This window comes from Pseudoclavibacter sp. VKM Ac-2888, from assembly GCF_015351285.1.
Lineage (GTDB): Bacteria > Actinomycetota > Actinomycetes > Actinomycetales > Microbacteriaceae > Pseudoclavibacter.
The window spans coordinates 1,541,788-1,555,205 of record NZ_JADKSM010000001.1; the positions used below are offsets into that span (position 1 = coordinate 1,541,788).

The 13,418-nt window shown below is 64.3% G+C and carries 11 protein-coding genes; 3 read left to right on the forward strand and 8 right to left on the reverse strand.

The features are described 5' to 3' along the window. Positions 1-11 precede the first annotated feature (11 nt). A complete protein-coding gene (locus ITJ61_RS07430) occupies positions 12-917 on the reverse strand; it encodes an AraC family transcriptional regulator (RefSeq protein ID WP_146081039.1) in 906 nt (301 codons plus the stop codon). 925 nt (positions 918-1,842) lie between these two features. On the opposite strand from ITJ61_RS07430, the gene ITJ61_RS20045 reads away from it, so the two are divergent. Beyond that, positions 1,843-2,826 carry a hypothetical protein gene (locus tag ITJ61_RS20045; RefSeq protein ID WP_194685886.1) on the forward strand — a complete coding sequence of 328 codons (984 nt, stop codon included), beginning with the start codon at positions 1,843-1,845 and terminating at the stop codon, positions 2,824-2,826. Positions 2,827-2,896: 70 nt separating this feature from the next. Here ITJ61_RS20045 and ITJ61_RS07440 read toward each other — a convergent pair whose 3' ends face one another. After that, positions 2,897-3,898 (reverse strand): helix-turn-helix domain-containing protein, encoded by a 1,002-nt coding sequence (locus ITJ61_RS07440; protein WP_104242412.1) that lies wholly within the window; start codon positions 3,896-3,898, stop codon positions 2,897-2,899. 1,009 nt (positions 3,899-4,907) lie between these two features. Continuing rightward, entirely contained in the window at positions 4,908-5,660 is a 753-nt protein-coding gene (locus ITJ61_RS07445; protein WP_104242414.1) for a hypothetical protein, read from the reverse strand. 685 nt (positions 5,661-6,345) lie between these two features. Between ITJ61_RS07445 and ITJ61_RS07450 the strand changes: the two genes are divergently transcribed. Together ITJ61_RS07450 and ITJ61_RS20245 are read left to right on the forward strand one after the other, a co-directional pair. Next, complete coding sequence (locus tag ITJ61_RS07450; protein ID WP_104299384.1) at positions 6,346-8,043, forward strand: ribonuclease J; 1,698 nt, start codon at positions 6,346-6,348, stop codon at positions 8,041-8,043. Positions 8,044-8,201: 158 nt separating this feature from the next. Beyond that, a complete protein-coding gene (locus tag ITJ61_RS20245) occupies positions 8,202-8,885 on the forward strand; it encodes a HEAT repeat domain-containing protein (RefSeq protein ID WP_104242418.1) in 684 nt (227 codons plus the stop codon). A 50-nt stretch (positions 8,886-8,935) separates the two neighbouring features. Here ITJ61_RS20245 and ITJ61_RS07460 read toward each other — a convergent pair whose 3' ends face one another. The 5 genes from ITJ61_RS07460 to ITJ61_RS07480 all read right to left on the reverse strand — a co-directional run bounded on the left by ITJ61_RS07460 (position 8,936) and on the right by ITJ61_RS07480 (position 13,226). Beyond that, entirely contained in the window at positions 8,936-9,829 is an 894-nt protein-coding gene (locus ITJ61_RS07460) for an AraC family transcriptional regulator (RefSeq protein WP_194685887.1), read from the reverse strand. A 233-nt stretch (positions 9,830-10,062) separates the two neighbouring features. Next, positions 10,063-10,236 (reverse strand): hypothetical protein, encoded by a 174-nt coding sequence (locus ITJ61_RS07465; protein ID WP_181059396.1) that lies wholly within the window; start codon positions 10,234-10,236, stop codon positions 10,063-10,065. Between the two features lie 203 nt (positions 10,237-10,439). Beyond that, positions 10,440-11,015, reverse strand: a complete 576-nt coding sequence (locus tag ITJ61_RS07470) for a hypothetical protein (protein ID WP_194685888.1) — start codon at positions 11,013-11,015, stop codon at positions 10,440-10,442. 296 nt (positions 11,016-11,311) lie between these two features. Beyond that, positions 11,312-12,022, reverse strand: a complete 711-nt coding sequence (locus ITJ61_RS07475) for a hypothetical protein (RefSeq protein ID WP_194685889.1) — start codon at positions 12,020-12,022, stop codon at positions 11,312-11,314. Between the two features lie 223 nt (positions 12,023-12,245). After that, positions 12,246-13,226 (reverse strand): AraC family transcriptional regulator, encoded by a 981-nt coding sequence (locus ITJ61_RS07480; RefSeq protein WP_194685890.1) that lies wholly within the window; start codon positions 13,224-13,226, stop codon positions 12,246-12,248. Positions 13,227-13,418: the final 192 nt, after the last annotated feature.

Here is a 13,418-nt window from a genome sequence, read left to right on the forward strand (position 1 = left end):
CCTTTCTGGAATCAGGCGTCACCAGACGAGCGCTCCGCATCTTCCTCTCTCAGGAGTCGACGCATGGTTCGCACGGATCGGAATCCACTTTCCTGTGCGATTCCGAGAAGTTCGGATTTCGAGTTCGCACTCATACCGAGAAGAGTGCGGGCCCGATGCACCCGCCTGGCTCGAAGAGTTGCCCCTGCCGTTTTCCCCTCGGCCGCGAATATGCGGTGCAACTGCGAGATGGAGATATTCAGAGCGCGCGCGAGCTCTTGGGTCGAGAAGCCCGCATCCCGGTAGTTTTCCTCGATCAGCAGGTGAGCACGCGCAAGATGCTGGTCTCGCGGTGAACTGACTTTCACATCCTCATGAACTCTGGTCTCCGTGAGCGCAGCGAGCAGCAGCTCTTCGACTCCACGCCTCCAGTAGCTGAAGCCATGCTGCCGCTCTTGAATCTTCGCGTCCAGCGAAGCGTTTGCCGCCGCGATGAAGACTCTCCGGAAAGCATTTTCCGTCACGAACGGGCCTGGCGCCTGACTCTCGACCCATGGAAGTTCCGCGAGGCGCTCCCTGGGAATCGCGATGAACAGGCACGAATGAGGCTCCGTCGACGAGACGCTCGCCGGCCGACGTGCTGAATGCGTGTAGAAGTGCGGTGCAGCGACCTTCCTCATCGGCCCGCCAGCGCTCTGAACCATGAGATGACCCGTCAGGACGAAATTCACATAAACAAGATCCGGATTGTAGGAGCCAGATCCCGGGTCAACTCCCGTCGCGGTTTGCCAGATGCGTCCCAGAGTGAAGGCTGGGGTCCCGATGATGTCCGCGTGGACACGGACCTTCGTGCCGACAACTCGAACTTCCCACCCCTGCTCTTGCAGCCACTGCAGTGCCTCATCGTTCTCGAGACCCACAACATGTGCGGAATCCAATGCTGCTCCGATCGTTCGAGTCGGGCCAATCGGCCGAATCCGCTAAGAGAAATCAGACGCCGGTGAGCACCGTGGGCTGCCGCTCCTCCGATGGAATGGGCGCGTGACCGGGATACGGAGCGTCGCGAAAACTACTCGTGACGCGCAGTCATCTCGACCGCGGGTTTGACGCGCGCACCTCGGTGGCAGATATCCCCGGGGGCTCAATGGGGCTGAAGACGGGCAAGTGTACCCACACTCCGCGACGGATGACGAGTTGATCTTGGTGGTGACCATCATGACCGACTGGACCAAGCGGCCCGACGAGGATCCGTGGAGTCTCCGGCACCCCAGTACCTTCACGTCTCGAAATGCGACAGTTTCGCTCTAGATTCCGTCAGGGCCTTCGGTCGGCGAATTGTGCTCTTACAGTGAGCGATGTGGGTGCTGATGACTGAGCTATCGGGGGATGGCGTGCACGGCACCCCACCGTGCGGCGCGGTGATCTGGGGTCACCGCGCCGCACATTTCCGAAGCGGGCTCTCATTCCTGCTGGCGTCCCTCGCGCTCCATCCCTCGGTCGGCTCAGTTGCGATGCTCTTCCATCTCGGAACGCGCTCTGCTGCTCCGAAAAAATGATCGATGTCCGACCTTGAGCCATATCACGACAATGCTGTTCCATGTGGCGACAGCCAGGGCGTGATTACTGGGCAGGACCTAGCTTGATGTCGACATGCGACGACTGGTGACCCCTTTTCAGCAGACGACGCATGACGCCGAAACCACGCGTTCCGGAACCGCGCGACGTGAACTCGCGCTCTTTGACCCCGACAAACCAGATGACCCCCGAAAAGCCAGAAGTTTCTGGTCACGACCTTGTGATCGCCCTCGAGTGATTCGTCACGGAATCTAACGATCATCAGCGCACCCCTGGAGGATTGAAGAAATGGACAACGAGAAGGATGCGGAGAAAGCGGGGCTTGATCGCCGCGGGCTCCTGGCAGGGGCCGCATGGTCGGCACCCGTGATCCTGGGCGCAGTCGCTGCCCCAATCAGCGCAGCGTCCGGAAACCCTGGAACGGCGACTGTCAACGCAACGGCAGCGTCTGCAGGCCGCCTCACGGTCAACATTCCTGCGGGTGCCCGCAACGTCACGTACACCATTCGAGGCGGTGCTGGCGGGCCTACCTCGAAGTCCGGCGGTGGAGGCGCAGTCATCACCGGGACACTGAACCTCGGTGGTGTCGCCACAACGCTCACCCTTGTCGCCGGAGGCGGGGGCGCAGGGCGGGGCACCCTCAGGGGCAACCGGACTGACGGCTGGAGCGTCGGATCCTACGGCGGAGCCCGCACAGGAGACCCGAACAACGATGGCGGAAACGGTGGCGGGAGCTCGGCGATCGTGCTGAGTGGGCGCCCCGTGGTCGTCGCCGGCGGTGGTGGTGGAGCCGGCTCCGAAATAGCCTCGGGTGCGCAGACGGCAGTTGCTGGCGCTGGCGGCAGTGGCGGAAATCCACCTGCAGCCGGCACACGCGGAACGCGTGGAGGCGGGGCCGCGGCGGAAGGCGGCGGTGCGGGCACTGCCACCGCCGGTGGCGCGGGAGGGACACCCTCTGGCGGAAGCCCCACCCGATTCGGCACAGGGAACCCCGGCAACGGCTCCGCTGGCGGCGACGCCTACGGCACCGGAGACGGGGCCTCCGGCGGAGGGGGTGGTGGCGGTTACTTCGGCGGCGGCGGCGGAGCCATCTATTACGGCTCCAGTTCCCCGCAGGGGCCGGCCGGAACCGGCGGCGGCGGCGGCGCAGGCTCGAACTACGTTGGCGGCACCACTGGCGCGGCCGTGCTCACCTCAACCATCAGTTCCGGATCAGCAACCGCAAGCGGCGGTTACGGCCTCCCGGGTGTCGTCACGATCAGCTGGGAGTAGCCTCTTCCGCCGGCTCCCTGCTCCGTCACCACGCGGAGCAGGGAGCCGGCGGCCTCACGCCGCCCCGCGGTCAGAGCACGAAGTCAGCAGGCGGGTCCGAAGGCGGATCAGCTGAAGGTGCGCTGACATCAGGCGCTCGCACATCCTTCGGAGTCATCCCGTGGGTGCTGAGCAGGGCACGACGCATCGATCCGACGGAGTTGAACCCGCTCATCTTGCTGACCACATCGAGGTTGAGTTGCGGTCGAGTGAGGAGCAGATGCCGAGCCCGGTCTGCTCGCGCTGACCTCAGCATCTTGGCGACGCTCGCTCCGTGCCTTTCCGCGGCTCGCTGAAGCGACCTCGTCGAGACGCCAAGCTCCCTCGCGATTTCCGGGGGTCCGAAGTCGAGGTTGGAGGACCGAGAGCTTACCAGCTCCTTGACGCGCTCGAAGAGATCATCCGGTTCCTCGATGTTCTCTCGGGTCGACTCCACAACAAGTGCGCGGGCGAAGGAGCGAAGCAGCTCGCGAATGGAGTTCGCTGTCATCTGGTCGGCGTCGGGAGACTGGCTGAGGAGCCTGCTCAGGAAGTGATAGGTCGCCGTGAAGAGTGGTGAACTGGAAACGTCCGTCACATTGGGAACCCGATTCGCCTGCAACGGCGAGATCTCGTCCTGGTCGAACGTGAAGAGGATCATCTCCGTGACGCCGACCACCTCAATGGTGAGTGGCTCGTGCCCCGGGAGCGCCATGCCAACACCTGTGGCGCTTGGGGTGCCCTTCAGGCTGTCACCAGCGAACGCGACTTCGCCTTGGTTGACGAGGACGAATGCGAATCGCCGTCTTGCGGGCAGACGTGTGCGAGGCCATTCCAGAACGACGGGACGCGTTCGGAGCCTCGTCACGAGGAAATTGTTGAACCGGAGAAGCTGCACCTCCGAGTGGGCCGGTTCGTAGTATTCGCGGACAAAAACTCCGGAAGATTCAAATGCATCTTCGGGCAGTGTTCCCACGAACGTATTCTCGTACCCACGTAGCCCTGGCAAGGCTTGCCAGCCGTGAATCTCTGAAAAATATGAGCGCTCACTCATATCAGCGTCACCCCTATCGCTTCTCCTGCAGATCACGTTCAGCGACGAGAACTGCGGTCATGCCTGAGGGAGCACAGAACCAGCTGCCGGGTTCGGTACTCTGACTGCGGCACGACGTGAAATGGCCCGCCCCGCTCATCGACGTGCGAGAGTCGAGCCCTTGTCGTGTGGTTATCCGACCGAGTTGTGCGGCCACGTGAGCATGACGATGAGCCTGCTCAGATCGCTGGGGACCAGTCACGTGCGTGAGCGTTCCGCGCGGGCCGCTCCGAACAACCGTGGGGCACACGAGCGAGAGCTCGACACCACGCTGGTCGCGGTGAGTGGCTTGGCGAGGTGCGGGCCTCAGCCAAGAAGTCTCGAGCCGCACACCCCTCGTCGCCCGCTGGGACAGGGGCGATCATCGCGTCGGTCCGCCAGCTTCTCCAGTCTTCCTATGCGGCGCCCGGGATGTCGAAGGTGAGTCCCGTTGCGATGCCGCTCGCGGTACTCGCGTGGTCGTCCGCGAGGGCACATGTTCGTCCCGACTCAGCCGAATTGGTCTCATCAGGCGCTCCGAGTGGCCCGTTGCTGGACGCAGACGCACCGTCGACGACTCTCATCGACGCGGCTGAGAGCGGTTCGGCGACGGGTCTGGCAAAGACGGGCGACGTCCTCGCGGCTCCCGTCTGCAAAGTCCTGCGTTCGACTGGCGACATCGGTTTCATGTTCCTTTGGTTCACGTTGCACTTCCCGGGGAAGTTACTGATAGCTCACAAACGTAATGACGGCGCACGGCCCGGACTCAGGGTTGCGACTTTTTGGCCACAGCCTGCTTCGTTCACGTCGCGGTGGGGGTGTGCGAGGCCGGAGAACGAGACAAAGGCGAGCGAGCCTCGAGGAGCATCAGCAATGCTCCTCGAGGCTCGCTCGCCTTCGCAGGTCGTGGTCAGACTGATCTCAACACGAAGACATGATCACACGATGCCCTCGAGTCGACGGCAACAAACTCCACGGCACTCCGCGGTGCTCAGGCATGCGGGTAGAAGACCCCCCACTTGTCCGAGAGCACTTCCTCGCTGGAGACGTTCACAGGGCTCGACGACCCATCTCGGCAGGTGAAGTAGCTCCCGCCCGCACCGAAGACCTGACCGTAGTTTGCGCCGATCGCTGGGGGCGAATCCGTCCAGTTGGAGCCGTAATCCTCGCGCTTGGGCCGCGGCGAAGACGGGATCGCCCAGGCTTGGATGCCCGAGGTCGTAGCGCCGGGGGCCAGGGGCTTCTTGTATCGGTACTGCTTGACGTCGAATCGACTGAGGTATCCCCCCATCTCCGATGGGCCGTCACTGATCGTGGTGTCCATGTACTCCCAGTCGTCGCTCACGAAGGGGGAACTCTCGAATCCTGAGAAGGGCGTAGCATCCGCATTCCGAGTCCCCGGGTTTGAGGTAAGCCCCACGAAGACGACAAGTCCACCCGCTGGAACGGCATCGACGCCAGTATTCGAGAAGTTAACCGATGTATACACGGTGCCGTACGTCTGGGAATCGTTGGTCCGCGTGCCCCACGGTGCTCCTGAGAGCGTTTCCGTGAAGAATGGCACCTCGGGCTGCAGCTGCGCCCACGTCGCGGTGAGCGTTGCATCGATCGGATCGCAGGGTGAAGCCACCGCCTGTGGGGCAGTGACCGCGAAGGCCACGACTGGCGCCGCCCACGCCGCCCCCTGCACGACGTTTCGACGGCCGATGAGCCTGTCACCGGTTTTTTGAGACGAGTTCTGCATGTGTATTCTTCCTAACCCCTCCAGCGAAATCTCTACCCCCGTGTCTCGGGAAACCCGCTGTCTTCTCGAGCGAACCTAACGGCGGTGCCAGCGATCGCGGCCAACTGAGATCCCGGATTCGACCTGCGTGACCGAAACGTGCGCAAATGGTCCGAAAACGCAAGAAGTGATCCGAGATTACCGAGTTGAGCAAGCACGAACTGGCGGCCTGAGGTTGGTCGTCGACGTCGATCCGCGCGACCAGAGATTCTCGGGAAACCGATGTTGCGAGCTCTGACGCCGCCTCTCCCCGCTGCCAGGCGCGCTCAGTCGCTTCACCTGTACTGCCGCCGCCAGACAGGCGCACGGCTTTCGGGGCGCAGATCGCTGCGTCCAGGTGCAGCACTCATGACCCGCGGACTCAGCAGGCGCGCCTAGGCTGTAGGGGCGAGCAACGGTTCAGCCGCCCAGCTGTGCCACGGCGATTCCCCGCGGTGAGCACGGAAATCGAACGGCGTTCAAGCCAGCCGCAGAGCTATCTTCGCCAGCAACGAAGCGGCCGGAGTGCCAATGTCCTCCTCCTGGTCGAACGTGCCTGGTGTTGGTCGTAGCTCGCGGCTCGCCGGCAACCGACTTCGCTCGACCCACACCTTGCGTGCGGCCCCACACCGGGTCACCGCCCGCCCAGACTCTGTAGAAAGTACCCATGAAGAACACTTCGAAGCACAACCTCGAACTCTCAGCACCGAAGCGCCTCCCCGGTGATGCGATGCGTATCACTCCACTCGGAGGCCTCGGGGAGATCGGCCGGAACATGACGGTCTTCGAATACCGCGGCAAGCTCCTCATCATCGACTGCGGTGTGCTGTTCCCCGAGGAGAATCAGCCGGGCATCGACGTCATCCTCCCTGACTTCGCCGCGATCCGAGATCGCCTGAGCGATGTTGTGGCGATCGTGCTCACGCACGGCCACGAGGACCACATCGGCGGTGTCCCGTATCTGCTGAAGGAGCGCGCGGACATCCCGATCGTGGGATCGCAGCTCACGTTGGCGCTCATCACCGCAAAGCTGGCCGAGCACGGCATCAAGCCCCCGACGTCCCAGGTCGAGGCCAACGACCGGGTCAAGATGGGGCCATTCGATCTGGAGTTCTTCGCCGTGAACCACTCCATTCCGGATGGTCTCGCCGTCGCGGTCCGCACGGAAGCGGGCCTCGTCCTCCACACTGGTGACTTCAAGATGGACCAGTTCCCGCTCGACAACCGGCTCACTGACCTCGGTGGATTCGCCCGCCTCGCTGATGAGGGGGTCGACCTGTTCCTCGTCGACTCCACGAACGCTGACGTTCCGGGCTTCACGACGTCCGAGAGGGACCTCGCGCCCGCCATCGACGAGGTGTTCCGGAACGCGCCGAAGCGCATCGTCGTCTCGAGTTTCGCGAGCCACATCCATCGCATTCAGCAGATTCTGGATGCCGCGGAACGGCACGGCCGCAAGGTCGCGTTCGTTGGGCGTTCCATGGTGCGCAACATGGAGATCGCGGGGCGTCTCGGGTACCTCAAGGTGCCGGCGGGCATCATCGTGGACCTCAAGCGCCTGGAGAAGCTACCCGCCCAGCAAGCCGTCCTCGTGTGCACTGGTTCGCAGGGTGAGCCCATGGCGGCGCTCTCGCGCATGGCGCGCCGCGAGCACATCATCACGGTCGGTGAAGGCGACACGATTCTGCTCGCGAGCTCGCTGATCCCGGGCAACGAGAACGCCATCTACGGCGTCATCAACGCGCTCATCCGGTGGGGCGCGACGGTCGTGCACAAAGGCAATGCGAAGGTGCACGTCTCCGGACACGCCAGCGCCGGCGAGCTCGCCTACTGCTACAACATCCTCTCGCCAACCGCGGTCCTGCCCGTGCACGGCGAGTGGCGTCACCTCACGGCCAACGCTGAGATCGCCGTTCGGACCGGGATCCCGCGGGACCGCGTCCACATCATCGAGGATGGGGTTTCCGTCGATCTCCGACGCGGCGTGACGAGCGTCAGCGGCCGGATCCCGGCACCCCACATCTTCGTCGACGGCACCACTATGGGCGTCGCGACCGACGCCGCTCTCGATGATCGACGGGTACTCGCGGAAGAAGGCGCGCTCACGATTCTCGCGATCTACGACGAGCGCACGCAGGAACTCGTCGAAGAGCTCGAGTTCTTCGCCAAGGGCTTCGTGGAAGAGCCCGGCTGGCAGAGCAACGCCCGGAACACCATCTCCGCGGCGATCACGAAGGCCCGCTCCAACGGCGCTCGCTTGACCCCGGAAGGGCTCGAGAAGCTGATCACGCGGGCGGTCTCCCAGTGGCTCCTGCGCCGCCATCGCCGAGAGCCGATCGTCACGGCCATCGTCGTCGACGCCTGATCCGTTCCCTGGCGGCTGCACCCGACCGACCCCGAGAAGGGTCGAATCGAGCTTCCCCGCCCCCTGGCCGATGAGATGAGGGTTCCCCATCTCATCGGTCGCTTTTCTAACCCCTGCTCGCGTGGGGCAATGGCTCTCTCGCCTCGTAGGGTCAGACCATGGCCGCACCGACATGGACCTCCCAGCTTCGCCCACTCGCGCGGGAAGACTGGCCTGCGTTCCTTGAGGAAAACTCCGGGCTTCCGGGGCCTCGGGCCAACCTCTCACTCGCCTCTGCGGTCGCCAGCACGGCTGACGCCCTCACCATCGAGCTCCTGTTGAGGGATGGGAGTGAATACACGGCGATGTGTGCGGCGGCCGCCCTCTCCTACGGCTCCAGCGAACCGGAATTCGAAGCTCGCGCCCGGACACTGGCGACGGACGAACGGTGGAGGGTGAGAGAAGGCGTGGCGATCGGACTCCAACTGCTTGGAGACGAGCATCCGGAAACCCTCGTGCGCATCGTGCAGGACTGGGCCGACGACCCCCACCCACTCAGGCAGCGAGCCGCCATCGCCGCTATCTGCGAGCCCCGCCTCCTCAAGAATCCGCAGGTCGCCGATGCGGCGCTCACGGCCTGCGAACACGTCACCGAGCAGTACGCGGCGTTGTCAGGGGCTCGGAGGAGGAACGCAGACGCGCGAACCTTGCGTCAGGCACTCGGATACTGCTGGAGCATCGCCGTCGCAGCGAGCCCCACCACGGGATTGACGGCGTTCCTCGCACTCGACCCCGCGGATCGAGATATCGCTTGGATCGTCAGTCAGAACCGCCGCAAGAAGCGCCTCTCCGCGCTCCTCTGACCGAGCAGTGGACCGGACCCGAACGGCGCGAACGGGGAGCAAGAGCACTGCTACCGGCCAGCAACGGCATTCTCGTGTGCGTACATACGCCTCGCGTACTGGAGCATGCGCAGGCTTCTGAAGCCAGCCTGAAGTGCGATCGCCTTCAGATCCTGAGGGGTTGCTTGAGCAGTCATGAGGTCGCGAGCAAGGCTGAGGCGTCTTTCGCGGAGGGCCGTCGCCGGAGTCGTGTCGATGGTGCGAAAGACGCGGTGCAGGTGCGAAGTGGAGATTCCCACCCGGCTGGCGAGCTCGGCGACCGAGAAATCGGGTTCGCTCGCGTGGTCCAGAATGAGCTGCTGTGCACGCTGCAGGAGCGCCCCCGATGGGCCGGCAGCTTGCATCGTCGACCGAAGAGCGGCGATAACCAGCGTCTCGATCGCGTTTCGCCAGGCCAGGAAGGGAAGCGTGTCTTCCTCGAGCTGGCCATCGAAGGAAGCTGCAGCGGCGGCGAGAGCAACGCGTCGCAGGCTCGCGTCCGGGATACGCGGGCGGCCGTCGGAGATATCCGCCCCCAGAACAGCCTCGATCTTTGATCGCCGGATACCGAAGACGAACCTGCTCGATTCCTCTTCGGTGCGGATCCCGGCGGGAAGCGCCGTGTCGTGGACGAAGATCGGAGGTGTTCCAGTCTGCGGCGACTCTGCTGCTTCTTCTTCGATGACGCTGAGGGTTCCGCGCATCATGAAGCTCAGATAGACGCGATCAAGGCCGGTCTCGTGCGTCGGGCGGACCCGGACTTCCATGGGCGTGTGCCAGATGCGGGTGACGCTGATGCTGGGACTGGAGATGAGATCCGCGAAGAGCCGGAAGTCCTCGCCGAGTGCTATCGGCTGCACGCCATGAGCTTCCAGCCACTCGCCCGCACGATCGCCAGACAGAGCAATGTCGAGTTCCGCATTCATTCTGAGAAGCCTCCGTGCCCACGACGCCGTGAAGATCCCGCGCCGGTAGTCGGGACTTGCTGGGCCAAACCATATATTTCCGCGGCATGGAAACAGCTCGACGTCCGTACTCACCCCGAATGTGGCCGGTGTGTCATCGCGAAGAACGGCTGTGTCGTCACGGTCTCGGGCGAGCGCCGCCTCGCGTTTGTGGGTGGTTCCTGAGCACTCTTGTTTCGAGCTGCTGCTGGATGTCAGAAGAATGCAGCGATAGCAACGGCGATACCGATGCTCATGGTGATGCCTACTGCACCGAGAGCCAAGAGCTCACGCGGCATCACACGGCGCTCGTACGACGCCCAGTAGTCCTCAGAAGCAGGAGGGGTCGGTGCCACCGCTGCCGTGCGATCGATTGTCTCCGAAGTCATATAGCTAGTTTAGCTAGCTATATATATCCACCCAACCCCTTGACAACCACGCGAAACGCAGTCTGCGAGGGCCATGTCCGTGAGGCTGAGGATCAGCCCGAGCGTCCTGAAGGTGGCGGCAACAGTTCCCTACTTCAGGAAGGTCCATTCGATGGGTGAGGTCTCCAGTGCAGCGGTGTCGATCGACTCGTCATTCCGAGTCCTCACGACTCGTCGAATGGCTCTGCAGGTGCGCCATGCCTCTTGCTCCGACGCCTGCCTACCGAGATGCCTCCGCTTGTCCCGCCGATCCACATCGGGACGTCGCTCGCCCAGCCGGCGACGAAATACAGCGCGCCGCCGACGACCAACCCGCCGATCCCCGTCGCCTGCCATGCCAGCTCCCGATAGATCAGCGACCCAACAGCCTGACCGTCGGAGAGCAGATGGAACGAATCGTTCGTGATGTGGATCAGCAGCGCCAGCCACCCGACGCCGAAGATCGTGCCAGGGACCCAACCCCAGGGCGAAATCGCCAGACCCCCGAAAATCGCTGCGGCGGCAACGGGGAGACCGAACGCCGCCACGAGTGCGACCACGCCCCACATCTCGCCGGTGCTCGACCCGGACCCGTCACTTGCCAGGAGGCTCGCGACCGCGGCCAGGAGCAGAAGGACCATCAGCGCCACCAAGGAGCCGGTGATGCCCACCATGCGCCGGGCGCTCATGCGGTAGGTCGGCTGGTCGGCCGGTGCCTGGACCGTGCGCCTCTTGGGCCTGCGCTTGCGCTTCGTCGACATTCACCCATTGTGGTGCGTGACAGCCAGACCCGCTTCCAACGGCGACGTATCGCCGATGCGACATCGGATGTGATCCGGCCCCGCGCTGCAGTCGCCTCCACGCCACAATGGCCACGCACCTGCGACACGCGACAGCGTTGCGGTGACCTCTCGGGCGCTTTGGGGAGTAGGCCCGAGTTCGAGCAGCATCACGTTGGGGCGAGATGATGCTCGACGCTGGTTCGTTCCCGTCCGTTCGCGGGGACGAACCAGCCGCCCCGCGCACCTGCGCCGAACCGAACCCCGCCGTCTTCAGATCACGCGACGACGCTGGCGATCTCCGCATCCTCGAGGGCACCATCGACCGATGCAGGAGCCACCTCGGCCTGCGAGAGACGCGTCTGTCGCGTCCCTGAGTAGGGCGCCGTGGCGAGCACGTCACCGTTGCCGCCAACCTGGCGCCGGAAGGACTGCGCAGTGCCATCGATGGTGACGAACCGGTCGATGTAGGGACGGGCTCCACTCCAGGCCACGTTCCTGGTGGATCGGAAGGAGAAGTCGTTGGGGATGAGCGTTCGGCCGGGCGAGAGCGGGAGCTTCGCGGTGTAGTCGGAGCGGTAGCTGTTGTATCGGACGCCGTCGATGGCAATCGTCCCGACCTTCACGAGCGGCGACCAGGCTGAGGTTCCTTCCTCCGCGAACGACAGGTCGCCGGCGGCGCTCGGGAAGTGGAAGGCAAGGTGCATGTCCGTGACCTTCGTCGCCGCGGTGGTGTCGTTGATCCAGAGGCCGCGCTCCGGGTACCGACCTCGGGCGTCCAGCGTGACCCGCGCGGTCCCCCTGCTCGAGGTGGGGTAGCCGAACTGGATCCATCCGTTGATGCCCGGGACGGGAGCGAGCGTCGACGCTGCACGAGCTGGGGCGGCGACTGCGAGGGCGATGACGGGAACGCTCCACGCGGCGGCACTGAGGACGGTGCGGCGGCTGGTCGAAGCGGAAGATGTGGGCTCGGGGGTGCGGGATGACATGGGTGCTCCGGATTCAGGCTGCGGTGACGGCCACAGGGCGCTGCAGCAGGGTTCTGGAGTGGGTGCTCTACGACGTGGCAGAGACAGAATCCGCACTCACCCGCGCTGCGCAGGGTGGGGGTCTATGACCTGTTGAAGCTACAACCGCGTTGAATGCGTATGCATGCACTTCACATCGCAGGTCGCATGGCCGGTCGGCGACGCTGCACGGCGATCGACCGCGTCAGCTCGAACCAGGATGCACTTCGAGAGCTTCTTTCCCATCCTCGCAGTGCTGGCCGGTGCCGCTGATGAGCCGTCGCCCCTCTTCGTTGGCCTGCAGCGCTCTTCTCAGTGATCGGCTCGTTCCGAAGCCCACACCCGGCGCGACCATGCGCAGCATCGACTCGGTAATCGGGGAGCCCTGTCTGGTGAGCACATCGACAGCGAGCCCTGTCCGAACGTTTCGGAGATACACACCTGGGCTCATCTCAACGTTCTTGAACGCCCGGTGCAGACTGGTGGACGAGACGTGCAGGACCTCGCAGAGGGCGGCAACGCCGAAGGCAGGATCGTGCGCTCGGTCGTCGATAGCTCGCAAGGCGCGCTCGAGGATGCTCGTGGTGGGTTGATCGAGGGGGTTGCTGCGCTCATCGAGCGTGGAGTCGATGACAGCGGTGAGCATGTACTCGAGGCTGCGTCGCCAGGGTGCGAATGCGTTGCTTTCTGTCTCCTGGGGCGCTCTGAGCGTGGCGTTCACGGCAGAGACCAGGACGGACACGAGGCCAGAATCTGCCGTCAGCGTGGTGTCCATGAGCGCGTCGATGCCCCTGAGCCCCGGCAGACGCGCAGCATCCGTGGCCAGCGTGATCATTGAGGAGGGCGCGCTGGTCTCCAACGAGAGCATCTGCCTCCGCCGACTGAGCACGACTTGGCCGGGCGCGATCTCGAAGCGGCCCTTCTGCGTCGTCAGCACTCGCACTCCGCTTACCGGGACGATCACGGTCAATCGGTCATCGGGCACCGGGTCCGCGACCAGGTCGAGACGGACCGGTGTGTGCCAGATACGAGTGATCAGGAACCCGTGCACATGCGAGTAGTCGGCGTGCAGGCGCAGCGGCAGAGTTTGTGGGAAGGCGTCGCACTGCCCGCGAGCGAACCAGGCCAGGGCTGCATCGCCAGCCAGGCTGACACCTCGGGCGCCGCGCTGATCATAGGTATCCATGCCTCAGGTGCTCCCCTGCTCCCCGCGTGGGTTGACTGTCGTGCCGTGAAGCCCCAGCGCGGAGATGATCATGCTATGCCCGGACTCACGCGGTCGCCGTCCTCGGCAAGAGCTGGGCCACAACGGGCACCGAGTCGCTCGACTGATCCGGGCCTGGTCAAATCAGCCCGATGTGCGCCAGAACATTCCGTC